Here is a 25,819-nt window from a genome sequence, read left to right on the forward strand (position 1 = left end):
CATCACCACCGGCACCGGCCGAACACCCAACACCCCCACCGAACACACACTCACCCACATCTACCGAGACGTACTCCACCTCGACCACGACACACTCCTGAGCATCGACGACAACTTCTTCCACCTCGGCGGACACTCCCTGTCCGCCACCCGACTCATCGCCCGCACCAACGCACAGTTCGCTTCCGCGCTGACTCTTCGGTCGGTGTTCGACGCACCCACGATCGGCGGTCTTGCCGCCGTCCTTGACGATGCTGCCGGTGCCGGTGGGGACAGAGCGACCCTGTCCGATGTCGTTGTGCCCGAGATGGTTCCGGCGTCGTTCGGCCAGCAGTCGCTGTGGGTCATCGACCAACTCGGAGCACCGAAGTCCCAGTACGTCGTTCCGACCGTCATACGGCTGACCGGCTCCCTCGACACTTCCGCGTTCGCCGCAGCCGTTCACGATGTCGTGGCACGACATGCCACACTGCGCACACTGCTGGTCGAACGCGACAATGAACTCACCCAAACGATCGTCGCCACAACCGAACGCGCGTCGATCGAGATCGCCGATCTGCGTCGGGTCGGTCCTCGCAGCGCCGTCGAGCAGCAGGTCCACGATCACATCGGGACGGTGATCGACGTCGGCTTCGATCTGGCCACCGAACTGCCCATCCGAGTGGCCGTGCTCCGCATCGACGACTCGGAGTGGACCGTCGTCATCGCGGTCCACCATCACGCCATCGACGAGTGGTCGACCGCGTCCCTGTTCGGCGACCTGTCCATTGCGTACTCCGCTCGCCTCGCGGGCGGGTCGCCCGACTGGTCGCCACTGCCCGTCACGTACGCGCAGTACGCGACCTGGCAACGCGCCACACTCGGCGATCCGATGGAGCCGTCGTCGACACTGGCCGGTCACCTGCGTTATTGGCGCGACGCTCTCGCAGACGCACCGGAGGAGTCGACGCTCGCCACCGACCATCCACGACCCGCACAACCGACCCACCGCGGCGGCGACCTGTCGTTCGTCCTCGACACCGACACCGTCGACGGTCTGCGCCGCACGTCGACAGACCTGGGTGTGTCGATGTTCATGATCTCGCAGGCCGCAACCGCTGCGACGGTCTCGCTGCTCGGTTCGGCTTCGGACGTCGTCATAGGATCGCCGGTCGGCGGACGCACCGAGGACGGACTCGAAGACGTCGTCGGCTACTTCGTCAACACCCTGCCGCTGCGGCACCGCCTGTACCCGCGAGAGACCTTCGCCGAGCTGCTCACTCGCGTCCGACAGACCGTTCTGGACGGATTCGCCCACCAGAGCGCCCCGTTCGAGGGAATCGTCCGCGAACTAGGCATCACCCGTTCCACCGACCGCACACCTCTGTTCCAGATCCTCCTCACCCACATCGCGATCGACACCGAATCGGACGAGGACCATCTCGACCTTCCCGGGGTACAGGTCGTCCCCGCAGGAACAGTGTCGTCATCGACGGTGAAGACCGATCTCGAGCTGGACATCGAAGACGGTCCGAACGGAATCACCGGGTCGATCGCCTACGCGGCGGACCTGTTCACGGTCGCCACGATCGAACGATTCGTCGACGTCCTCACCGCCGTGATGGGTGCCATCGCACATACACCCCACTCCCGCATCGTCGACGCCACTCTGATTCCCGAGGCAGATCGAGCCCGAACAGCGCTGTGGAAAAACGGTATTCAGCAGAGTATCGACGGCGCGACACTGGACTCGCTGGTGCGCAACCGGATCCAGGCCACACCCGACGCCGTCGCCGTCGTCGACGACACCGGCACCGGCACCGGCACCGCACTCACCTACCGACAGTTCGACATCCGCATCGACGCCATGACCGCCGTCCTGGTAGGTATGGGAGTGACCCGCGGCGACCGGGTTGCCGTGATGCTGCCTCGCTCCATCGATCTCGTCGTCACGTTGCACGCCGTCGTCCGCCTCGGTGCCGCCTACGTGCCGATCGACCCGGCATATCCGTCGGAGCGGATCGGGCACATTCTCGACGATGCCACCCCATGTGTGACTGTCAGCAACAGCTCCGCACCGGCAGCACACCCGGATATATTCGTCGATTCGGTTGTCGTGATAGATGATCCGACCGTACGGGCCCTCCTCGACTCCGAGGACGCACACACTGTCGACTCGACATCCCCGTCCGCATCGGACACCGCGTACGTCATTTTCACCTCGGGAACCACCGGTCGTCCGAAGGGTGTCATGGTTTCGCACCAGGCGATCGTGAACCGATTGCGTTGGATGCAAGACGATTACGGCATCACCGAGCGTGATCGCGTTCTGCTGAAGACCCCTGCCGTGTTCGACGTGTCCGTGTGGGAATTCTTCCTGCCGTTCGTCAGCGGTGCCACCCTGGTCGTTGCCCGCGACGAGGGTCACAGGGACGCCGATTACCTCACCGAGGTCATCGAACGGCACCGGGTGACGGTGGCCCACTTCGTTCCGGCCATGCTCGCGGCCTTCCTCGCCGCCGAGCCGGTCCCGAGTCGAGTCGCGTCGTTGCGCCGGGTCTTCTTCTCGGGTGAGGCACTTCCCGCATCCGCGGCAATCGCAGCGGGCGAACTCTTCGGCCGCGCCGAGCTCCACAACCTGTACGGGCCTACCGAAGCCGCCGTCGACGTCACTTCCCATCCGGTTTCGGCCGCCGAACTCGAAGGCCGCACCGTCGTTCCCATCGGCCGACCGGTCACCAACACGTCCGTGCGCGTCCTGGACTCGTGGCTCCGAGACTCCCCTGTCGGTGTCGTGGGCGAGCTGTACCTCGGCGGCGTTCAGTTGGCTGCAGGGTACATTCGACGCAGCGCACTGACTGCGCAGCGGTTCGTCGCCGATCCGCGCGATCCGGGCCTGCGTCTCTATCGAACCGGAGACCTCGTGCGGTGGAACGCCTCCGGCGCCCTCGAGTATCTCGGTCGCTCGGACGATCAGGTCAAGATTCGCGGCTTCCGCATCGAACTCGACGACATCCGAACGGTGGTCGAGGCACATCCCGCAGTATCGGCGGCAGTCGTGATCGCCGCCGATCGTCCGGGCGGTGGCGCATTCCTGGTCGCGTACCACACCGGCGGATCCGTCGACCGTGGCGAGTTGACGGCCCACGTAGCGGCGGCTCTGCCCGACTACATGGTCCCGACCACCTTCGTCCGTCTCGACGCCCTCCCCACCACCGCCAACGGAAAGCTGGACCGCAGGGCACTTCCATCCCCGGAAATGCCGAGCACAGGCGGTGGACGCGCGCCCTCGAGCGACACCGAACATGCGTTGGCACAGATCTTCCGGGACGTGTTGAGCCTGGGCCGCGACGTCGCACTTTCGGTCGACGACGACTTCTTCGGTCTCGGCGGCGACAGCATCTCCTCGATCCAGGTGGTGTCGGCTGCACGCCGGGCGGGCCTGACGGTCACTGCGGCAGAGGTATTCGCCGCCCGTACCGTCGCTGCCCTCGCACGCACGGTGGACCATCGGACGCGGTCGACGGCGGCGGGGCCGAGACAGGTTCGTCGATCGCGAGTGATGCCGATCGCCGCAGCGCATCTCGAGGAACCAGGTTTCGAGGAGTTCACGCAGTCCTACGTGTTCGTCACTCCGGGAGAGATCACCGTCGACGCGGTCCGCCGGGTCATGACCCACGTGGCGGCGCACCATCGGGTATTGCACGCCGGGATCGAGCGCGACGACACCGGAGCGTGGTTCATGACCATCCCCGACACGTCGAGTTCAGCCGACAACCAGGTGGTGTCCGAGAACTTCACCGGCGGTTGGGAATCCGCTGGCTGGACGAGCCGAGTGGATTCGCTCGTCACCGAACTCTCACACGAACTCGACCCACACACGTCCGTCATGTGGCGCGCGGTGGCGGTCACCGACCCCGGTGAGAGCACCGGCCGGCTGGTCGTGGTCGCGCACCACCTCGTCGTCGACGGTGTGTCGTGGCGAATCCTCGAGGACGACCTGGCGCAGGCGTGGGCACTCGATTCCGGCAGCACGACGGACGAACTGCTCGGCGTCGGAACCGATGCGACGTCATGGACCGCGGCGCTCGAGCGCCGCGCTCACAACATCGACATCGCGTCGCAGCTCGACTACTGGGGCACCGTCGTCGACGCCATCGTTCCGGTGATCACCGACCGGCCACTCGATCCGTCCCGCGACACCGTGGCGACCACCGCGGACATCCACGTCACGGTCCCCGCGCAGACCACCGAGACCGTGCTGGGCCCACTCACGACGGCATTGTCCGCCGGCGTCGACGACATCCTCGTCGGCGCTCTGGCCGTCGCCACGGGGGTCTGGCGCGCCCGTCGAGGGCTCGGTACCCACAGCCCGGTCGTGGGTCTGGAGGGGCACGGACGCGACGAGACCACGGTGCCCGGGGCCGATCTGTCTCGTTCGGTCGGGTGGTTCACCACCTGGTACCCCGTGGCCGCTGACATCGGGAACATCGATCCCGTGGCCGCGTTGACCGATCCGAACACCGCAGCCGATGCGATACTGCGGGTCAAGGAATCGCTCGCTTCGGTACCTGCACACGGACTCGGCTACGGCGTGCTGCGCTACCTCGATTCGTCTGCTGCACAGCGACTCACCGGCTCGGCGGTGCCGGACCTCGCGTTCAACTATCTCGGACGGTTCACCGACTCCGCCGAAACCGCTGGTACCCCCGCATTCTGGCGCAGTGCACCCGAACTCCCCGGTATCGGTGGGCACGCGTCCGATCTGTCCCCCGCGGCCGCGGCAATCGATATCAACGTCGCTGCGGTACCGGGCCTCGACGGGACGACGGTCATCGACGGCACATGGACTTACGCGGGGCAGCTCGTCACCGAGAGCGACGCACAGGAGTTGGCCGATCTCTGGGTCGAAGCCCTGGCGACGCTGGCGCAGTATGCGGCCACCACCGAGCGGATACGCCGATCTCCGTCGGACATGATCGCGTCCGGAGTGACGTTCGCCGACATCGCCGGCTGGGAAGAGCGGTACGGCGACATCGCCGACGTCCATCCGCTGACGCCGCTGCAACACGGCATGGTGTTCGAATCTCTCGTGGGTTCCGAATCGGGAGTCGACGTCTACGTCACCCAGAACGTGGTGCACCTCACGGGCACACTCGATCCCACGAGACTGTCGAGTGCGCTCGACACCGTACTCGAGACGTACCCGAACCTCAGGGCCGCAGTCACCGGACTCTCGGACGGTGACCAGGTCGCGGTCGTTCCGTCGCGGGTGTCGGCGACGATCGAGCACATCGACCTGACCGCCGACAACGACCCTGCCGCAGCCGCTGTTCGTATCGTGGAGCAGGACAGGACAACTCCGTTCGTGTTGGACAGGCCGCCGCTGCTTCGGCTCACGGCCCTCGCACTCGCTCCGGCCGAACACCGCGTCGTCCTCACGATGCACCACGTTCTCGCCGACGGGTGGTCCACACCGTCGTTGATCACCACACTCCTCGAGGCGTACCGCAGTCCGGACGCGCCGGTGATTCCCGACCGTGCTCATCCCGCCTTCCTTCGCTGGCTCGCGACCCGGGACACCGGTGCCACGACGCGGGCGTGGACCGACGCACTTGTCTCGGTCACCGAACCGACTCTGGTCGCCCCCACCGCGACCGGGTCGGCGACCGAGTTTCCCGAGCAGCTCGTACTGGAGGAAGGACCGGCACGAACAGCCGAATTGTTCGCCCTCGCGCGCTCGCAGGGCTCGACATTGAGCACCCTCGTTCAATCCGCCTGGGCCGTCACGCTCAACGCCGTCACCGGCCTGTCCACCGTCTCGTTCGGGACGACCGTCTCGGGGCGTCCCGCGGGCATCGACGGCATCGAGCACTCGGTCGGCATGTTCGTCGACACCGTCCCCACCCCGGTCCGGATCGGTGACAACCCCACACTGATCGAACTGATGGGCCGAGTTCACCGCCAGAACACCGCTCTGCTCGATCACCACCACGTCGGGTTGCCGGATCTGCACCGGATCGCCGGGCTGCCCACCCTGTTCGACACGCTGGTCGTCTACGAGAACTATCCGATCGACACCGACACCGGCGCCGCCGACACCGGTCGCGGTCTCACCATGACCGAAGTGGACGGTCGCGACTCGACCCACTACCCGCTGACCCTCGCAGTCATTCCCGGGAGAGAGTCGACGACATTCGAATTCTCCTACGCAGCAGGCGTTGTCACGGCAGATACCGTGAGCCGCATCGCCACGATCTTCACGCGCACTCTCGATGCGTTCGTTTCGAGGCCGGGCACCCGTGTCGCGGAGCTGGATCTCGTGCCTGCATTCGATCGCGATCGCATCGCGCGGTGGGCCAGCGGAGCCGAGGTTCCCGACACGGGCGAGACCCTCAGCGATCTGATCAGCGCGCAGATCACCAGAACTCCCGACTCGATCGCCGTGCGAAAGGACGACGGCGTCGACACGACCTACCGAGAGTTGGACGTTCGAGTTCAGGAGCTCACGCGAGCGCTCCTGCAGCACGGCGTCACCAGGGGCACCCGGGCCGCTGTCCTCCTGCCTCGCTCGCTCGACCTCGTCGTGACCATCGTGGCGATCGTTCGGGCCGGGGCCGCATATGTCCCGATCGATCCCGACAATCCGACCGTGCGCGTCGCGCAGATCGTCGAGGACGCGACTCCGACTGTCGTCGTCACGGACCTCGCGACACTCGACCGACATCAATCGGCCGGGCTCTCCGACATCGGTGTCGTCACGCTCGATGACCCACTGCCGCAGACGGGGTCACATTCCGTGGAGCGGCCCTGCCCGCCATCGCCGGAGGACGCCGCGTACGTTCTGTTCACCTCCGGCACCACCGGACGCCCCAAGGGGGTCGTGGTCTCGCACCGCGCTGCAGTGAACCTCAATCGGTGGATGCAGTCCGTCTTCCCGATCGGTGACGGGGACCTGGTACTGCAGAAGACTTCCATCGGCTTCGACGTCTCGGTGCCGGAGTTCTTCTGGCCGTTGATCACCGGGGGTGCGATCAGACTGATCCGGCCCGGAGGCGAGAAGGACCTCGATTACCTGGCGCAGGTACTCCGTGACGAACCGATCGCCTATGCGGACTTCGTTCCGACTGCGTTGCTAGCCATGGTGGAGCAAGGATTCGACCCGGACGACACCCGACTGCGATACCTGGCGGTGGGTGGCGAGCTCTTCCCCGGCCCGCTGGGACGTACGCTGGCTCGGGCGCGTGCACTAGTGCTCAATGTGTACGGCCCCACCGAGACCACGGTGAACATCACTGCGCACCGGATCATTGCGGAGGAGGTGGCCGAGGCGTCGTCGGTTCCGATCGGTACCCCGGTCTCGAATACGGTGGCGCGGGTGCTCGACGCATGGTTGCGTCCGGTGCCGATCGGGGTCACCGGAGAGCTCTACCTCGGTGGTGCACAGCTCGCGGACGGATACGTCGGCCGGCCGGCGCTCACGTCCTCGCGCTTCGTTCCTGACCCGTTCGGCGCGCCGGGAAACAGGCTCTATCGCACGGGCGATCTGGTGCAGTGGAACGAATCCGGCGCACTCGAGTACCTCGGTCGATCCGACGATCAGGTGAAGATCCGCGGTTTCCGTATCGAACTCGACGAAGTCCGCAGCACCCTTGAGCTCCACCCGGAGGTCTCGGGTGCGGCCCTCGCCGCGGCCGATCACCCTGCCGGCGGACGGGCATTGCACGCGTACTTCACCCTCACCGGCACCGGCGTCACTGCGGAAGACCTTCGCGCGTTCGTCGCGTCTCGTCTCCCCGAGTACATGGTGCCCTCCACGTTCACCGAACTGGACCGGTTCCCGACCACTCCGAACGGAAAGCTGGACCGACGAGCTCTCCCCACTCCCGACTTCGCTGCCGCTCGGTCCCAAGGCGGCCGGAATCCTGAGTCGGTAGCCGAAGTGGCTGTGGCGCAGCTGTTCCGGGACGTGCTTCGCACACCGAACACCGTTGACCTGTCCGTAGACGAGGACTTCTTCCGACTGGGAGGTGACAGCATCCTCGCCGCGCGACTGGTGTCACTCGCCCGGCGACAGGACCTCCCGGTGACGATCCGGGACGTGTTCGAGAAGCGGACGATCGGCGAGCTTGCCGAATCGGTGACCCTTGCCGCGCCGACTGTAGAAGCGATCCCGCTGCTGCCGTCGTCGACCCTGGAACGACTGCGCGAGTCCGGTAGTGGTGTCGACAGCTGGGTGTACACCGAAGTGGTGCAGGCTCCTGCACAGGATCTGGACTCGTTGCGGTCGGCGTTCTTGCGGTTGGTATCGGCCACCGACGCGCTGCGGATATCGGTGACGGCTGCGAGTCGTCGGTTGTGGACTTCGGAGGTGAGACCGGCCGCGGCCGTCGATCCCGCGAGGCAATTCGTTGCGCATACTTCCGCTGTGGACATCGACGACGCTGCAGCACAGTCCCTCTCGATGATCGATGTGGGGACAGGGCATTCGGCGGCGGTGGTCGCGTGGGTCGACGGCACGGGTGTCGCGTTCGTACTGGCAGTGCACTCGACTGCAGCAGATCGTTCCTCGGTCCACCGGATGGCACGCGTTCTGATGGGGGCCGACGACACCGAGAAGACGTCGTCGTTGGCCCCAGCCCTCGAAGCCATCGAGAACGACGGGCAGGAACTCGATGCCGATCGCGTCGCAACCTGGGTTGCGGCGACCGACAACCCAACGTCGCAGAGTGATTCGATGTGGGCACCCGGTCGCCGAATCGACTTCGAGATCGGTCTCGACGAGGATGTCGAGGCGGCAATCGATCTGGCCCTCCGCGGGATCACCAGCGGCGGATCCGACGATCTGCGCGTGGATCTCGAGGTGGACATGCTCACCAGGGGCACCGCTGCAGGGATTCCCCTCGGGCCGTTCACGGCGACGTGGCCTTCACGAGCTCGGCTCGCCGCGGCGCACGTGGAACCGAAGGAATTCTCGCTTCTTCGATTCCACAACAGAACCGGTCGCAAAGCGCTTCGCAGGATGGACCGGTCCGATGTCCTGGTCACTCGAACCTACGGCCTCGTCGCGTCAGGAGAACTCGAAGGCATCGAAGCCGAGTACCGCTGCGTGGTGCGCTATCGAATCGAGTCGGCGTCGGTGGCCGTCACGGTGATCGGTATGTCCGACAACGCGGTGGACGAGTTGCGCGACGCACTCTCGTCGTCACTCGATCGAGCTTCGGTCGGCTGAGCGGCCGATACGGAAACGACTGCGCCGCCGCTGGATTGGACCCAGCGGCGGCGCAGTGGTGATCAGTACAGCTCGAACGGACTCAGGCAGCGTTGTTGGCTCCCAAACCGGTCAGCAGGGGTGTGAGCTCTTCGCGCATGTAGTCGACAGCCGGCGGCGAGGCTTCGAGTACCGACCCGTTGATCGGCTCGTTCGTCGTGTCGAAGAAGATCACCGATCCGGACTTGACCGCAGGCAGGTTCTGGAACAGCGGATCCTGCTCCAACCGAGCCCGGTCCTCGTCGGCGGCGAGACCGACGAACAGTACGTCCGCCTGGAACTCGCGCATGTTCTCGTAGGAGATGCCGTTGGACGACCAACTGTTGTCCTGATTCGCGGCCGGCTCGAGTCCGAAGTACTCGACGGCAGATCCGTTGGGCATGTTGAACACTGCGCCGTCTCGAAGGGAAACGTAGTTGTAGGTCTTGCCCTGCAACCCGGCCAATTCACCTTCCTTGAGCGGATCGAAACTGGCCTCGAGGTCGTCGAGAGTCTTCTGCGCCTCGGCTTCCTTGCCCACCAACTTGCCGTATGCGAGCAGCAGATCGTTCGCCGGGCTGATGCCCTCCTGGGTGCCGACGAATGTCGGTGCGATGGCCTCGTAGTCGGGGTAGATACCCTCGTCGACCTCGAAGGAACCGGTGTTGAGAATGAGGTCGGGGTCGTGGCCTGCAATCAATTCGAGGCTCGTGCCCGCGTCGGTCCAGATGTCCTCGAACTCCCCCGTGAACACTCCGTCGAGCCACGGGTAGTCCGCGGGGTCCGGTGCATCCTCGCCGATCAGGACCGGCTGCTCGCCCAGCGCGACCATGATGGCCGCCACTGTCGATCCGGTGGCCACGATCCGCTCGGGCTTGCTCTCCACCGTGACCGGTCCGTAGACCGATTCCGCCGTGGCCGGGAACGCACCGTCGCCCGTTGCGGCACCTGCCGCCGCGTCGGTCGATTCACCCGACGATGAGCATCCTGCCAGCATCAACGCGGCCGACAGGCCGGCCACGATCAGCCGGTTCTTCTTGTACGTTTTCGAGGTCACTCGATTGCCTTCCGTGCCGCAGTGCGGCGTCCTCGCATCGGCACTCACCGACGCGCAAAGGTTTGCCTACGCTAATATGCCTGCTGTACGTTAATGACGGGCCAAAGCTCTCGTCAAGCCCAACTGCCCGAACCGAGTCGATAGGACACCCGAGGATGACCACGTCCGGACGAATCGAGGGCGCAGCGAATCGCGTGGACCGGCAGCCGGTTTCGGCGAGGCCGCGACTCGAGGCACGCGAGGTCACCCTCGGATACAGCGAGCGAGTCATCTCCGACGCGTTGTCCGTGGAGATCCCGGCCGAATCGTTCACGGTGATCATCGGCCCGAACGCCTGCGGCAAATCGACCCTGCTTCGGGCCCTGTGCCGAGCGCTGAGCCCCAGCAGCGGACAGATCGTCCTGGACGGCAAGGACATCGACGTGTACAAGTCCAAGGACGTCGCGCGGCGGATGGGCCTGTTACCGCAGAGCCCCCTGGCACCCGACGGCATCCGCGTCGCCGACCTGGTCTCACGTGGACGCCACCCGTACCAGTCGCTGTTCCAGCAGTGGCGTCCCGACGACGAGCGAGCGGTTGCGCACGCACTGGCGGCAACGCGAGTGACCGAGCTGTCGGGTCGTTTCGTCGACGAGTTGTCCGGGGGGCAGCGCCAACGCGTGTGGTTGGCCATGTTGCTGGCGCAGGAGACTCCGACGCTGCTGCTCGACGAGCCCACCACGTTCCTCGACATCGCTCACCAGTTCCAACTCCTCGAGCTGCTCAAATCACTTCATTCGCAACACAAGACTCTGGTCGCCGTATTGCACGACCTCAACCAGGCGGCCCGATACGCCTCGCATCTGATCGTGATGAAGGACGGCCGCATCGTCACCACCGGGCCGCCCGCCGACGTCATCACTGCCGAACTGGTCGAGGAGGTGTTCGAACTGCCCTGCATGGTCGCCCCCGACCCGATCACCGGCACGCCCAACGTCTATCCCCTCGCGCCCGAGACCTCGAAGAGTTTCGAGCGGTGAGCCCGAACCCGAATTCGCAGGCCTGGAACCCACCCCGCCATCTCCCGGTCTTCTTCGACGTTCCCTCGGCTCCGCCCAAGCAGCGCATCACCATTCGCGAGGACATGTCCCCCGTGTCGCTCGCGGCGTCCATAGTCCGGTCCGCGGGCTGGCACGCCGTTCTGGGCTGTCTGCTACTCGTCGTGTTCAACATCGCGACGACACTGGTCCCGCTGGCCCTCGGCGCGGCGATCGACCAGGGCATCGGCCCGGTCACCACGGGGACGCCTGCAGGCGACGCGGTCGGCGGGTTCGCGATCTGGATGTCGGTCATCGCCGGTCTCTACGTGGTGATGAACCTGACCTACCGATTCGGTGGCCGGATCGGATGGTATTCGGTGCAGCGCGCCCAGTACGAGTTGTCCGCCCGTGTGGTCGAGCGGATCCTCGATGTCCGCGGCACGGCCGGAGGACCGCAGCTGCCGGGGAGGTTGTTGTCGGTGGCCACGTCGGACAGCGAACGCACCTGCGCCGCCCTGTACTTCGCGATCTACCCACTCGGAAATCTCGTCGCCATCGTGGTGGCCGCGGTCTCGCTGTTCGTCATCCACCCGATCCTCGGGATCACCGTCGTCGTCGGGGCGCCACTGCTGCTCGTCCTGATGGCACTGGCGGCACGCCCGCTTCGGGCGCGCACCGAACGCGAGCAGGAGGCCATCGCCGACGCGGCAGGCACCGCCGCAGATCTCGTCTCCGGCTACCGCGTCATCGCCGGTATCCACGCGCAGCGCGCTGCCGCCGGCCACTATCGAGGAGTTTCTCGCTCCGCCTTGCGGGGCACACTGGCGAGCAATACCGCCGAGGGCGCTCTCGTCGGCGTGAACGCAACCCTCACCGCCCTGTTCGCCGGAATCGTCACCGTCGTCGCGGCGCTGTTGACGTTCGACGGGTCCATCTCGGTCGGGGGACTCATCGCCGCTGCCGCGATGGCACAGATGCTGCTGGATCCGCTGAAGATCCTCATCGAAGAGGCAGCGACGCTGGGTGCGGAAGTTCTCGCGTCCGCGCGGCGCGTGCTGAATCTGCTGTTCTCCGAACCGAATCCGGACGCGCTCGGTACCGCACCGGTCGCGCCGACGCCACACCTGCGCATCGAGTCACCGAACGGGAACTCGATCGACATCGGTCCTGGTGAGTTCGTCGTGATCGATCCGACTGCCGTGGACGCCGACGTTCTGACCGCTGCCCTCACCATAACGGCCCGCGCCGGCACCGCACCGCACATCACCCTCGACGGTCGACCACTGCGAGAGCACGATCCGACCGAGGTCCGCCGTACGATTCTCGTTGCACCCCATCGAGCAGACCTGCTCGAGGACACCGTGCTCGCCAACGTTCTCCACGACTCGGACGACGTCTCCCGGGCACGGGCGGCACTGGACTCGGCCTGCTGCGGCAGCCTCGAACACGAACTGCCTCTCGGGTACGACACCTCCATCGGCGACGGCGGTCGGACGCTGTCCGGCGGACAGCGACAGCGAGTCGCGCTCGCGCGCGCCCTCTTTCGGGAACCGCCGGTGCTGGTGCTGCACGATCCGACGAACTCGGTCGATTCGGCGACCGAATTCGATATCGCACACCGACTTCGCAGTGCCCGTTCCGGTTTCACCACTGTCGTGATCACCTCGTCGCCGGCGTTTCACGCGGTCGCTGAACGCAGTATCGGACGCAATGAAGTGATGCAGTCGTGAGCGCAGACCAGGCCCGTCTCCCGGTCGCCGACTGGCGGGAGATGCGCCGCGAGGTCGCAGATCTCGCGGCGGGACGGTGGTGGTGCATCGGCGGCATCCTGCTTCTGCTGCTGATCGCTGCGGCCGCAACGCTCGTGCTGCCCTTGACGATCGGCTGGATCGTCGACACCGTGACCGACCGAAGCGGATCCGGAATCCCCACCGTGTTCTGGTGGCAATTGGGTGCGCTGGGCGGCGCGGCCGTGGTCGGCGGAATCGTCCAGTTCTCGGGGATCGTCGCACTCGGCCGGGTCATCGACACCATGGTTGCCGAGTTGCGCGAGAAATTCATGGCCTCCGCGTTCGACCTCCCGGAGCGAGAGATCGAACGCGTGGGCGTCGGCGACATCGTCACCCGCGCCGCCACCGACACCCGCAACGTCTCCGACGACCTGCCCGGCATCCTGCCGACCGTCGCGTCGGCCGCATTCACCATCGCGCTGACCGTGGTCGGAACGGTGGTGATCGACTGGCGGTTCACCATCGCGTTTCTGTTGGCCGTGCCGCTCTATGCACGGGCCCTGCAGTGGTATCTGCCCGCCGTGCCTCCGGTCTACGCCGAACTACGATCGGCCGACAGTACCCGCGGCGAACGCGTACTCACCACGCTGACGGCACTTCCCACCGTCACCGCCTTCCGCGCGGGACCCCGTCGTGTCGACCGGATCCGCACTGCCACCTGGGAAGTGGCGCGGTGGGAGATGCGCGCTCGCATCATGCAGAACCGGTTCTTCGGACGCATCAACCTGGCCGAGGCCGTCGGATTGCTACTGGTCCTGGCGTGCGGTTTCGTTCTCGCAGCGAGGTACGGCACCACACTCGGCCAGATCACTTCGGCCTCGCTGCTCTTCCTGCAGATCACCGGACCGATCGCCGGGTTGATGTTCGTGATGGACGATCTGCAGTCTGCCGCTGCGTCACTCGCGCGGGTGGTCGGGGTGACGCGGACGACGGCCGATGTCGATACGGCTGAACTCGATTCTGCGAGCCGACGTAGCGAAGGCCCCGTCGTTCGCGTCGAGAACGTCGAATTCTCCTACCGTCCAGGGCATCCGGTGCTCCTCGGTGTGAATCTCACCCTGACGGCCGGTGAACATCTGGCGATCGTCGGCTCGAGCGGGTCGGGGAAGACGACTCTCGCCCGTCTCGTCGCGGGTGTACGCGAGCCGGTCGCAGGCATCATCCACACCGCGGTCGATCGGACGCGCATCGCCTACCTCAACCAGGAGGGTCGCATCTTCGCGGCCACGCTACGCGAGAACCTTCTGCTCGCCGCGCCCGACGCCCCCGACGATGTCCTTCTCGACGCACTCAGAACCGTCCGGGCGGACGAGGTCTTCGCCTCGCTTCCCGACGGCCTCGACACCATCCTCGGCGACGAGGGCCATCGCCTCGACGCCGCCGATGCTCAGCTGATCTCGTTGGCGCGGTTGGTGCTTCACGATCCGTCCGTGGCCATTCTCGACGAAGCGACCGCAGAAGCGGACTCACGAAACGCCGCGGTGCTCGACGACGCCACGGTTCGAGCCCTGGACGGGAGAGCGGCGATCGTCATCGCGCATCGCCTCTCGCAGGCTCGTGCATGTGATCGCATCATGGTGCTCGAGCACGGCGCGGTCGTCGAGGAGGGGACACACGACGTCCTGGTCGCCTCGCGTGGCCGGTACGCAGACCTGTGGGCCGTGTACAGCGCAGAAAGCACCGGCGTCGAGCACACCGTAGAGAATTCAAGTTAAGTAAGGCTAAGATAAATCTTGGCCGAATCGGTCCCCCTGAGAAGGAGCGTGTGTTGAAGACGTGCATGGCAACCGTGTCGCTCGGCGGGACGCTGGAAGAGAAGATCGACGGTATCGCGACAGCGGGCTTCGATGGTCTCGAATTGCTCTGCACGGACGTCCACGCGTCGGCGCTGTCCCCGCGTGACATCGCCGATCGATGCGCCACTCTAGGCCTGAAAATCGACCTCTACCAGCCGTTCCGGAGAGCCGAAGGGGTCACGCCCACCGAGTTTCCCGACGTCCTCGCTCGCTTCCATCGCGAACTCGACGTAATGGAAGCGCTCGGCGCGGCATCGATCCTCGTCGTCTCCAACACCGATAGCGACGCCGACAGCAGCCGAGACCTATCTGCCACCCAGGTGGCCGCATTGGGTAGCGCTGCAGGCGAACACGGAGTCACGGTCATGTTCGAGGCCTTGGCGTGGGGCACCCACATCAACCGCGTCGCACACGTGCGAGATGTACTGGCACGGGCCGACCATCCCAACGTGTTGCTGGCCGTCGACACGTTTCATCTGGTCGCGGGTGGAGAGGGTGTCGAGGCCGTAGCCGACCTCGAACCCGGTTCGGTCGGTCTGCTCCAGATCGCGGACGCCCCGTGGATGCCGCTCGACCTCCTCACGTGGAGTCGCAACTATAGATGCTTCCCCGGAGCAGGCGAGTTCGATCTCGTCACTCCTGTTGCCTCCGTTTTGAATTCGGGGTACACCGGGCCGGTATCACTCGAGATCTTCAATCCCGGATACCGCGAGCGCCCCGCCGTAGACGTCGCACTGCACGGTGCGGAATCGCTCCGACGCCTGCTGGCCGACGTCGACACGCTGGCCACCTCCACCCTGCCCGCGTAACAGCACACGAGAGAAGGACCTTTTCGCGATGTCCGTAACCCAGAATTCCGTCGTACAGAGTTCGATCCCGCCGGTCGAGCCTCTCCGCTTGGACGGTACCGTCCCGTATCCGGAGGAGTTCGCCGAACGGTATCGGGCAGAGGGCATCTGGATCGATCAGACGTTCTCGGAGTTCCTGTTCGACGCAATCGAGCGCTCCTCCGGCCGGATTGCCTTCAGCAGCGGCGACGCGCACACGACTTACGCCGAGCTGGGTGAACGAGTTCTTCGACTCGCTGCCGGATTGGAGCACGAGGGCATCGAACGGGGCGATCGAGTGGTGGTCCACCTGCCCAACATCGTCGAGTTCGTCTCGCTCGTCTTCGCGCTGTACGAGATCGGTGCCGTTCCGGTTCTGGCACCGGTGGCGTTGCGCAGACACGAGATCGAATACATCGTCGCTACCACCGGCGCTCGTGGGTACATCACCGCCGACTCGCACGACGGGTACGACCTCGCCGCACTTGCAGCCGAACTCGTCGGATCGTCGGCATCGTTGCGGCACACCATCATTGTCGCCCGCGACGGCGGTGGTGCCGACCTCGAGCGACTGCTCGCGCACGGTTCGGTGGAGCACACCCGGCGTTCGCTGCCGTCGGACGTTGCGTTTCTGGCGCTGTCGGGTGGAACGACGGGTCGGCCGAAGATCGTCGCGCACACCCACGAGACCTACCTCGCATCGGTGCGCGCAGCGGTGAGTGTCGCGGGCGTCAGCGAGTCGACCGTCCAGCTCATCGTGCTGCCCATGTCGCACAGCTTCGCCATGCGGTCGCCCGGTTTCCTCGGCGTTCTCAGCGTCGGTGGACGAGTTGTGTTGACGCCGAACGGAAGTCCAGACGTCGCGTTCCCGCTGGTGGCGCAGCGCGGGGTCACTCACGTCGCCCTGGTGCCGCCGCTCGCTCTCGCATGGCTGAACTCGACCCTGAAAGACGAACACGATCTGTCCTCCCTCGAGGTCGTCCAGGTCGGCGGCGCGAAGTTCGGGCGGGAATCCGCGATTCGGATACGCAGCGAACTGGGTGCCACCTTGCAGCAGAGTTTCGGAATGTCCGAGGGCCTGCACACCTTCACCGGTCTGGACGAGGACGACGAAACCATCACCACCCGCCAAGGGCGGCCGGCCACATCGGCCGACGAGATCAAGGTCGTCGACGACGACGGCAACGAGGTCCCCCGTGGTACGTCCGGGAATCTGTGGACCCGGGGGCCGTCGACCATTCGCGGATATTTCCGCGCCCCCGAACACAATTCGAGCTTCACACCCGACGGGTACTACATCACCGGCGACATCGTGACCCAGGACGAGCGCGGATATCTGACGGTGACCGGACGGACAAAGGATCAGATCAACCGCGGCGGCGAGAAGATCGCACCGGCCGAGGTGGAAGACCTGCTGCTCGCCCACCCGGCAGTGCACGAGGTCTCCGTCGTCGGAGTCCCCGACGAGTTGCTCGGCGAGCGGATCAAGGCTTCGGTCCTCCCCCGGGACGGTGCCGACCGTAAAGAGCTGACATTGCCCCGCATTCGGCAGTTCCTTCGAGGCCGGGACCTCGCAGCGTTCAAGATGCCCGACGTCGTCGAGGTCGTCGACGCCTTCGAGCGAACAGCGGTGGGCAAGATCAGCAAGCGCACCTAGCCCTGCAGTCGCTTCTGGAGACTCAGCTACCTCGATTCGGATCATTGCGTCCTGGCAAAGAACGCGAATCGGCATAGACGTCCACTATCGAATACTGAACCGACGCGAGAGCCAATGATCGATGCAGGGATAGCCAGCCCTGCGACACCGCGAGATCGGCGGGTCGGTCGTCTTTGCTGCCAATGCCCCGAAAGAGGCCGGGAGCGCGTGGCTTACGCCCAAGTTCCACGCACTTCTCCGCGACCAGATTCGCAACGAGTTCAACGCCTCGCAGCAGTACATCGCCACCGCGGTCTACTTCGCGAACGTCGATCTGCCGCAGCTGGCGAAGCACTTCTACGCGCAGTCGGTCGAAGAGCGCAACCACGCGATGATGATCGTGCAGTACTTTCTCGATCGCGACATCACGGTCGAGCTGACCGGCGTCGACGCGTCGAAGTCCGTCTTCACCGATCCTCGTGAGGCCATCGCCCTGGCGCTGGCGCAGGAAGAGACCGTCACCGAGCAGATCATCGCTCTGGCGAGCACCGCACGCGAAGAGGGCGACTACCTCGGCGAGCAGTTCATGCAGTGGTTCCTCGAGGAGCAGGTCGAGGAAGTTGCCAGCATGAAGACGCTGCTCAACATCGCAGATCGCGCGGGCCACAACCTGTTCGATCTCGAGCAGTTCGTCGCCCGCGAGATGAACACCAGCGTGGTCGCCGACTCGGGCGCACCCACCGTCGCCGGCGGATCCCTCTGACGCCGGAGGAGACAACAGCCACCTCACGTCCCGATCGGGTACCAAAGCTGGGACGCTCTGGCATGGGCACCAACTGCCCGTTCGGGATCATGCCAGCGGTCGGCGGTGGCGATAACTGGTCCAGAGGAGACCGCGGTCGCAATCATTCGGTTCGAGAGTGCAACACGGCCGGTTGCCGGCAGTTCCATCAGTTGCGGGTGTTGAGGCCCTGGACTGCGGGACAGTCCGATCGGTCACGCACCCGCGGGTCGGAGCCGCTGATTCATCTACCGCCGACTTCGCCTCGGCCTCCGGCATGCACGGGCTCGGTAAACCTACCTGCTATACGCCTCGCTTACGATGGCACCTTCACGTCACGATCGAGGTGTCGCAAGCTCGGTTTCATCGCCTCGGAGCGCTGTAACCACCTCTTCGACACCGTCCCCCGGGGGATTCATGCAAGAAGCAGATGAGCCTCTCACCGCTCTCGCCGTCCACTCGAACCGTGGTGCGTAGTCGCTCGACCTCCGAGCGGAATGTCGTACGGCGTCGGTGTCGGATTCTTTTGCCTCGGCGATGTCGTGTACGAGGTCGAGGATCGCTCGGCGCAGGTCTTTGCGCGAGTTCGGCCGTGAAAGAAACGAGCAGTGACACTCCCGCGGCACGCACACGAAAAAGACGGCCCCGGATTTCTCCGGGGCCGTCTTCGACCTGCAATGTGTCGGGCTGACAGGATTTGAACCTGCGACCACTTGACCCCCAGTCAAGTGCGCTACCAAGCTGCGCCACAGCCCGCCGCGCCTCGAAAGGCGCTTGCTGAGATTACCCCAGCCCTACCCCTGAGAGGAAATCGCCTGCTCAGGGGCGGGGTCGGGCTACATCAGCGGTTGTTGCCCTTGCCCGGCCGTTCCCGCTTCTCGCGGATACGCACCGAGACACGCACGGGGCTGCCGTCGAAGTTGAACTCCTCACGCAGACGCCGCTCGATGAATCGGCGGTAGCCGGCCTCGAGGAAGCCGGTGGTGAACAGCACGAACGTCGGCGGCCGTGTGCTGGCCTGCGTCGCGAACATGATGCGCGGCAGACGTCCGCCTCGCATCGGCGGCGGAGTGGCCGCCACGACCTCCTTGAGCCACGTGTTCAACCTGCCGGTGGGTACGCGCTTGTCCCACGACTCCAGAGCCGTCTCCAGAGCGGGCACGAGCTTCTGGACCGCACGGCCCGTCTGCGCCGAGATGTTCACTCGCTGCGCCCACGGCACCCGAGCGAGATCGCGATCGATCTCTTTCTCGAGCTGCTGACGACGATCATCGTCCACCAGATCCCACTTGTTGAACGCCAACACCAACGCGCGGCCGGCATCGGCGACCATGCTGAGCACACGCATGTCCTGCTCCGAGATCACCTCGGAGGCATCGAGAAGCAAAATCGCGACCTCGGCGGCCTCGATTGCGGACTTGGTGCGCAGCGACGCGTAGAACTCGGCACCACTGGCATGACTGACACGCTTGCGCAGCCCGGCAGTATCGACGAATCGCCATGTCTTGCCGCCCAATTCGACCAACGAGTCGACAGGATCGACGGTGGTTCCGGCAACATCGTGCACCACCGAGCGCTCGTCACCCGAGAGCTTGTTGATCAGCGAGGACTTGCCCACGTTCGGCTTACCGACCAGAGCGACACGCCTGGGTCCCCCACCTGGGATTCCTTCGCGCGGAGTCTCGGGCAACGCCTCGAGAACCCGGTCCAGCAGATCACCGGTACCGCGGCCGTGAGTCGCGGAAACCGACAGCGGCTCCCCCAGACCCAGCGACCACAGTGCGGCGACCTCGGACTCGGTGCGGCCGTCGTCGACCTTGTTGGCCACCAACAGAACCGGAGTCTTCGACCGGCGCAGCACTCGTGCGACAGCCTCGTCCGTCGTCGTCGAGCCGACTCGCGCGTCGACGACCAACAGGATCGCGTCGGCGGTGTGCATGGCCAACTCGGCTTGGCGCGCAACGGATGCCTGCAAGCCCTTGGCGTCGGGCTCCCAACCGCCGGTGTCCTGCACCAGGAAGCGTCGACCACTCCAGTTGGCCTCGTACGACACTCGGTCGCGGGTCACGCCGGGGACGTCCTCGACCACAGCTTCACGTCGTCCGATGATGCGGTTGACGAGCGTCGACTTACCGACGTTCGGACGACCCACCACGGCGAGAGTCGGTACGGCAACGGCATCTTCGCCGTCTTCGCCCTCGTTGAGGTCGACGTACTCCCACTCGCCCTCGTCACTCCATATTCCGTCGCCCGCGGTTTCCGCTGCGCCGGAGAAGAATTCTTCACTCACTGCACTGCTCCACTTCTGTCGTTCACCACGAGCAGCAAACGCTCGATCACGCCGTCGAGATCCAGCTCGCTGGTATCGACGATCACCGAATCCTCGGCGGGACGAAGCGGTGACACTGCTCTCGTCGAATCTGCGTGATCGCGGCGTTGCACATCCGCGAGCACGGATTCGTAGTCGTCGTCGCGACCCTGTTCGATGTTCTGTTTGTTGCGACGCTCTGCCCGCGCCTCCGGTGAGGCAGTCAGGAACACCTTCACGTCGGCCTCGGGAAGAACGACGGTGCCGATGTCGCGGCCCTCCACCACGATTCGCGTCGACGAGCTCGCGAGATCGCGCTGCATCTGTACCAACAACTCGCGCACCGCAGGCACTGCGGACACGGCCGAGACGGCCTTGGTGACTGCGTCGCCGCGGATTTCGCCGCTGACGTCTTCACCGTCGAGCAACACGGTCTCGGACAGTGGGTCCTTGCCGATCTCGAGGGGAAGCGCAGCAACAGCTTTCGCAACTGCATCCGCATCGGTCGGCTCGACGCCCGAACGGAGAACCCATACCGTCGCGACGCGATACATCGCACCTGTGTCGAGGTAGCTCGCTTCCAGTGCCGACGCGAGTCTGCGCGACACCGACGACTTACCGGTGCCCGAAGGACCGTCCATCGCCACGATGAGCGCACTCATCACAGGCCTACGGATTCGTAGAGCTTGCCGATCTCGCCGCGACCGAGAACACGCAGTGTTCCCGGACGCTGATCGCCGAGCACGATGTTGCCGACATCGGTACGCACGAGGCGTCCGACCGGGAATCCGACCTTGTCGAACAACCGACGCACGATGTGCTTGCGGCCCTCGTGCAGGGTCACCTTGACGAGCGACTTGCCGTCCGAGATGTCGAGCAGCTGGAAGCCGTCGACCTTCACCGGGCCGTCGTCGAGGGTGACGCCCTCACGCAGCTGCTTGCCGAGCGTGCGGGGAATGGTGCCCGACAAAGTCGCGAGGTAGGTCTTCGAAACCTCGAACGACGGGTGCATCAGGCGGTGAGCAAGATCACCGTCGTTGGTGAAGAGCAACAGCCCTTCGGTGTCGGCGTCGAGGCGGCCGACGTGGAACAGTCGCTGCCCCGCCTGGACCCGCTCGGAGACGATGTCGCCGACGCACGGGCGTCCCAGATCGTCGGACATGGTGCACTGCCATCCACGCGGCTTGTTCATCGCGAGATGAACCAGCTCTTCCTTCACCACCACGCGAGTGCCGTCGACACGGACCACGGCGATGTTGGGATCGATGCGGATGCCCTGTTCGGTGACGATGCGTCCGTCGACCTCGACGCGGCCGTCGGCGATCAGTTCCTCGGCGGCGCGACGCGATGCGACGCCTGCCTGTGCGAGCACCTTCTGCAACCGAACACCTTCACCGGCGGGCACATGCTTGCGCGGTGAGGAATCGGTGTGCTGATGCTTCGCCGGCTTGGCGTTGCTGATCGTGGTCGACGGAACCTGCTTCTTCTGCGGCTTCGGCGGCTTGGGACGCGAGGGCTTCTTGCGCGGAACAGCGTCGTTGCTGCGGTCGTTGACGCCGGTCTCGACGGGCGTGTAATCGATCGATTCGTCCTGCTCGACGCCACGGCGAGGGGCAGGTCGGGCTCCTGTGCGAGGAGCTCCGGTACGTGGCGCGCCTGCGCGAGGTCCCCCGGTGCGGGGAGCTCCGGTGCGCGGGGCTCCGGTACGGGGAGCGCCGTCGCGGGGCGTTGCGTCGCGGGTGCGATCTCCGCGGCGCGCGTCACGCGGAGTGTCCGACCTACCTGCGGTCGGCTTCCTGCGTGGGTCTTGTCTCTTGTTACGGTCCGGTGTGCCATCACGGCGAGCGGGCTTGTTCACTTGTCTTACCTATCAGTCGTCCGAGTCGAGCTCGGCTGCCGGATCGGGTTTCGATCCGCGGTTCTTGGTGGAGCGGGTCATTCTCGGGTCGGTGTCCATGCTGTCACTGATCTCGTCGATCAGGTCCACACCCGGCAACAGCGGCGCCAGTTCGGGTAGATCACCGAGCGATGCGAGTCCGAGCCGTTCGAGGAACAACTCGGTGGTGCAGTACATCGTGCCGGTCGTCTCCGGGTCGGTTCCTGCTTCGGAGATCAGTCCACGGGCGAGCAACGTACGCATCACTCCATCGACGTTGACTCCTCGCACGGCGCTGACTCGTGCGCGGGTCAACGGTTGACGATATGCGATCACGGCCAGGGTTTCCAATGCCGCGCGTGTGAGCTTGGACCGAGCGCCGTCCAGAAGCAGCCGTTCGACGTACGGCGCATAGGCGGTTCGGGTGTAGAAACGCCATCCGTCACCGGCGTAGCGAAGGTCGATTCCGCTGGTTCGTTCGGTCAGTTCGGCGGCCATCGCCGTCAAGGCCGCGCGCACGCGGGCCACCGAGGCAACCACGGCCGAGGCAAGCTGCTCGTCCGACGCGGGAGTGTCGACGATCAGCAACACAGCTTCCAGAGCCGACGCGAGAGTGGTGTCGTCCAGCTCCTCGGAATCCTCGACGTCCTCGAGCTCGAGTTCTGGATCGGCACTCATGCGTAGTCCTCTTCCGTGACCACGATGGGTCCTTCGTCCTTACCGGTCCAACTCACTCGAAGATCGCCGAGCGGCTCGGGCTGCTCGAACGCGATCACCTGTTGCCGGAACAGCTCCAGCAACGCCAGGAATCGAGCGATTATTTCCACCTGCACCTCGCAGTCCTGCACCAACTCCGAGAACGACGCCCACTCGTTCAGGCCTCGCCCCTGCAGATTCTCGAGCAACCATGCCGCCTGCTCGGGAATCGAGACCGCGTGCTGATGGATGTGATCGAGTCCCACCTGGGGAATCGGCTTGGGCCTGAAGGCCGCTGCGGCGATGTCGGCGAACGTGGCCGGGTCGACGCCGAGCAGCACCTCGGGAATCAGATCGGCGTATCTGTCCTCCACCGACACCGACCGCGGATAACGCCGCAGCGCAGCAGCTTCCAGCTCACCGAACAGCAGAGCGACCTGCTTGTAGGCGCGGTACTGCAGCAACCGCGCGAAGAGTAGATCTCGCACTTCGAGCAGCGCCAGATCCTCGGCGTCCTCCACATCACCCGAGGGCAGCAGCCGCGCCGCCTTGAGATCGAGGAGCGTCGCGGCGACGACGAGGAATTCCGTCGTCTGGTCGAGGCCGACATCGGCACCGAGTGACTTGGTGAACGAGATGAAATCGTCGGTGACGGTGTGCAACGCCACTTCGGTGACGTCCATGCGGTGCTGACTGATCAGCGACAGCAACAGATCGAACGGACCCTCGAAGTTGAGCAACCGCACCCGAAATGTCGACGGATCCGCGTCGGCGGGAACCTCGATCGGGGCCTCGTCGGCAGCGTCGACGGTCACGGACCCGACCGGTAGATCACCTCGCGCGCAAGGGCGCGGTACGCCTGCGCGCCGCCGGATTTCGGAGCCCAGGTCGTGATCGGCTCGCCGGCGACACTGGTCTCCGGGAAGCGGACCGTTCTGGTGATCACCGTGTCGTAGACGACGTCGCCGAACACCTCGACCACTCGCGTCATCACCTCACGCGAGTGCAGAGTGCGGGCGTCGAACATCGTCACCACGATGCCGGCCAACTTCAGCCGTGGGTTGAGACGATCGCGCACCTTCTCGACGGTGTCGTTGAGCAACGCCAGCCCGCGAAGGCTGAAGTACTCGCACTCCATCGGGATCAACACTTCGTCGGCACACGTGAGCGCATTGACCGTCAACAGACCGAGGGACGGCTGGCAATCGATGAGGACGTAGTCGTAACGATCGAGAATCGGATGCAGCACCCGCCCGAGTGTCTGCTCCCGGCCGACCTCGGTGACCAACTGAATTTCGGCGGCCGAGAGGTCGATGTTGCTGGGCATCAGATCGAGGTTCTCGACGCGAGTCCGCATGATGATGTCGTCGGCGGAGACCTTCGCCTCGACGAGGAGGTTGTAGACCGTCAGATCGAGCTCGTGATGTGCGACGCCCAACCCCGCGGACAGTGCGCCCTGCGGGTCGAGGTCCACGAGGAGCACGCGACGGCCGTAGCCGGCCAACGAGGCGCCGAGATTGATGGTCGACGTCGTCTTACCGACGCCACCCTTCTGGTTGCACATCGCAATGATCTTGGCCGGGCCGTGACTGGACAACGGCTGCGGATCCGGGACCGGCCGAGTCATACGACCCGTGGGCCCGAGCTCGTTCGGAGCAGGAGTGATGTCGCGTGTCTCCCGACTGGATTCCGGTTGACGCGTCTGGAACAGGGCGCCGTCGAGATGTGGATGTTCCAAAGCTGACTCCGCCGCTGGCGGCTGCGGTGTCGACACGTTCCAGCGCTCCCCTGTCCCGTTCGTCTTCGAGTAGATCTGGCAAACGCTACCGCTTGGTGCGCCGGCAACGTCATCGGACACGCTGACACACGGCCGCGGGGCTCGTGCTACCTCGCCCGCGGATGCGCGCCGGCCCACACTTCGCGCAGCGTGTTGACAGTGACGAGGGTGTAGATCTGCGTCGTCGTCACCGAAGCGTGCCCCAACAGCTCCTGCACGACGCGGACATCGGCACCGCCGTCGAGCAGATGAGTAGCGAACGAATGCCGCAGGACGTGCGGTGAGACCCCCGCGGTGATCCCGGCCCGCACGGCCGAATCCTGCAACACCTGCCACGCGCTCTGCCGAGACAACCTGCCGCCCCGGACGTTGAGGAACAGCGCAGGATCGGAGCGCGAGACCAGCCCCGGCCGGCCGCGCACCAGGTAGGCGTCGACGGCCTCGATCGCGGGCCGCCCCACCGGGACGATGCGGTGCTTGCCACCTTTGCCGCGTAGCAGCACCGAGCGGGCCTCGGTGTCGATGTCGTCGACGTCGAGCCCCACTGCCTCGGAAATACGAGCCCCGGTCGAATACAGCAGTTCCAACAGGGCCCGATCCCGCAGACCGCGCGGGGCATCGGGACCGGCAACGGACGCCGATTCGAGCAACGCCACCACCTGGTCGACGGGGAGCGACTTCGGTAGTCGCTTCGCCGGTTGGGGCGGCTTGACCTCGCTCGCCACGTTGCGCTCGACCATGCCCTCCGCGAGCGCGAATCGGTGCAGACCCCGCACCGCGATCAACGTCCGGGCAGCCGAACTCGCTGCGAGAGCCGGGAAATCGTCGTCACCGCGCCGCAGATAGAGCACGAACTCGGTGATGTCGTTCTCGGCGACCTTCGCCAGATCGGTGATGCCGTAGCCGCTGAGGAACCGCTCGTAGCGCACCAGATCGCGACGGTAGGACGACACCGTGTTCGGTGCCGACCCGCGCTCGACCACCAGATGGTCGAGGTACGTCTGAATCTGCTGGCCGATCACGGTGG

General features: G+C 65.4%; 16 protein-coding genes and 1 tRNA gene. 7 read left to right on the plus strand and 10 right to left on the minus strand.

The genetic code is table 11. The annotated features are described in order from the left end of the window. Nucleotides 1–58: 58 nt before the first annotated feature. Nucleotides 59–9,211, plus strand: a complete 9,153-nt coding sequence (locus tag ABZ677_RS26490) for an amino acid adenylation domain-containing protein (protein WP_358374841.1) — start codon at nucleotides 59–61, stop codon at nucleotides 9,209–9,211. Nucleotides 9,212–9,293: 82 nt separating this feature from the next. On the opposite strand, the gene ABZ677_RS26495 is transcribed toward ABZ677_RS26490, so the two are convergent. Continuing rightward, nucleotides 9,294–10,286 carry an ABC transporter substrate-binding protein gene (locus ABZ677_RS26495; protein ID WP_358374798.1) on the minus strand — a complete coding sequence of 331 codons (993 nt, stop codon included), beginning with the start codon at nucleotides 10,284–10,286 and terminating at the stop codon, nucleotides 9,294–9,296. Between the two features lie 155 nt (nucleotides 10,287–10,441). Between ABZ677_RS26495 and ABZ677_RS26500 the strand changes: the two genes are divergently transcribed. From ABZ677_RS26500 to ABZ677_RS26520, 5 genes are all read left to right on the plus strand, one after another. Then, entirely contained in the window at nucleotides 10,442–11,305 is an 864-nt protein-coding gene (locus tag ABZ677_RS26500; protein ID WP_358374800.1) for an ABC transporter ATP-binding protein, read from the plus strand. Continuing rightward, a complete protein-coding gene (locus ABZ677_RS26505) occupies nucleotides 11,302–13,035 on the plus strand; it encodes an ABC transporter ATP-binding protein (RefSeq protein ID WP_358374803.1) in 1,734 nt (577 codons plus the stop codon). The genes ABZ677_RS26500 and ABZ677_RS26505 overlap by 4 nt, the downstream gene beginning before the upstream one ends. Continuing rightward, on the plus strand, nucleotides 13,032–14,810 hold the full coding sequence (locus tag ABZ677_RS26510; RefSeq protein ID WP_358374806.1) for an ABC transporter ATP-binding protein: 1,779 nt from the start codon (nucleotides 13,032–13,034) through the stop codon (nucleotides 14,808–14,810). Before ABZ677_RS26505 ends, ABZ677_RS26510 begins: the two co-directional genes overlap by 4 nt. Before the next feature lie 65 nt (nucleotides 14,811–14,875). Continuing rightward, on the plus strand, nucleotides 14,876–15,700 hold the full coding sequence (locus tag ABZ677_RS26515) for a sugar phosphate isomerase/epimerase family protein (protein WP_358374809.1): 825 nt from the start codon (nucleotides 14,876–14,878) through the stop codon (nucleotides 15,698–15,700). Between the two features lie 28 nt (nucleotides 15,701–15,728). Continuing rightward, nucleotides 15,729–17,375 carry an AMP-binding protein gene (locus ABZ677_RS26520; protein WP_358374812.1) on the plus strand — a complete coding sequence of 549 codons (1,647 nt, stop codon included), beginning with the start codon at nucleotides 15,729–15,731 and terminating at the stop codon, nucleotides 17,373–17,375. A gap of 22 nt (nucleotides 17,376–17,397) precedes the next feature. Here the strand turns inward: ABZ677_RS26520 and ABZ677_RS26525 are convergent, their stop codons facing one another. Continuing rightward, nucleotides 17,398–17,742 carry a hypothetical protein gene (locus ABZ677_RS26525; protein WP_358374815.1) on the minus strand — a complete coding sequence of 115 codons (345 nt, stop codon included), beginning with the start codon at nucleotides 17,740–17,742 and terminating at the stop codon, nucleotides 17,398–17,400. Between ABZ677_RS26525 and ABZ677_RS26530 the strand changes: the two genes are divergently transcribed. Continuing rightward, a complete protein-coding gene (locus ABZ677_RS26530; RefSeq protein WP_358374844.1) occupies nucleotides 17,623–18,117 on the plus strand; it encodes a ferritin in 495 nt (164 codons plus the stop codon). The two genes, ABZ677_RS26525 and ABZ677_RS26530, sit on opposite strands and share 120 nt — an antisense overlap. Before the next feature lie 700 nt (nucleotides 18,118–18,817). On the opposite strand, the gene ABZ677_RS26535 is transcribed toward ABZ677_RS26530, so the two are convergent. The 8 genes from ABZ677_RS26535 to xerD form a co-directional block, all read right to left on the minus strand. Next, nucleotides 18,818–18,891, minus strand: a tRNA-Pro gene (locus tag ABZ677_RS26535). A gap of 85 nt (nucleotides 18,892–18,976) precedes the next feature. Next, the gene (der, locus tag ABZ677_RS26540) at nucleotides 18,977–20,425 is read right to left on the minus strand and encodes a ribosome biogenesis GTPase Der (protein ID WP_037189204.1); all 1,449 of its coding nucleotides are present in this window, start codon (nucleotides 20,423–20,425) and stop codon (nucleotides 18,977–18,979) included. Further along, entirely contained in the window at nucleotides 20,422–21,105 is a 684-nt protein-coding gene (gene cmk, locus ABZ677_RS26545) for a (d)CMP kinase (RefSeq protein ID WP_358374818.1), read from the minus strand. Before cmk ends, der begins: the two co-directional genes overlap by 4 nt. Further along, complete coding sequence (locus tag ABZ677_RS26550; protein ID WP_358374821.1) at nucleotides 21,105–22,301, minus strand: pseudouridine synthase; 1,197 nt, start codon at nucleotides 22,299–22,301, stop codon at nucleotides 21,105–21,107. Before ABZ677_RS26550 ends, cmk begins: the two co-directional genes overlap by 1 nt. Nucleotides 22,302–22,313: 12 nt before the next feature. Next, nucleotides 22,314–22,997 carry an SMC-Scp complex subunit ScpB gene (gene scpB / locus ABZ677_RS26555; RefSeq protein ID WP_358374824.1) on the minus strand — a complete coding sequence of 228 codons (684 nt, stop codon included), beginning with the start codon at nucleotides 22,995–22,997 and terminating at the stop codon, nucleotides 22,314–22,316. Beyond that, nucleotides 22,994–23,800: a segregation/condensation protein A gene (locus ABZ677_RS26560; RefSeq protein WP_358374847.1), complete on the minus strand. Its 807-nt coding sequence runs from the start codon at nucleotides 23,798–23,800 to the stop codon at nucleotides 22,994–22,996. Before ABZ677_RS26560 ends, scpB begins: the two co-directional genes overlap by 4 nt. A gap of 26 nt (nucleotides 23,801–23,826) precedes the next feature. Beyond that, the gene (locus ABZ677_RS26565; RefSeq protein WP_037189200.1) at nucleotides 23,827–24,789 is read right to left on the minus strand and encodes a ParA family protein; all 963 of its coding nucleotides are present in this window, start codon (nucleotides 24,787–24,789) and stop codon (nucleotides 23,827–23,829) included. A gap of 110 nt (nucleotides 24,790–24,899) precedes the next feature. Further along, complete coding sequence (gene xerD, locus ABZ677_RS26570) at nucleotides 24,900–25,814, minus strand: site-specific tyrosine recombinase XerD (protein ID WP_037189199.1); 915 nt, start codon at nucleotides 25,812–25,814, stop codon at nucleotides 24,900–24,902. Between the last annotated feature and the right edge of the window lie 5 nt (nucleotides 25,815–25,819).

This window comes from Rhodococcus sp. NPDC006774 (genome assembly GCF_040636045.1).
Taxonomy (GTDB): Bacteria; Actinomycetota; Actinomycetes; order Mycobacteriales; family Mycobacteriaceae; genus Rhodococcoides.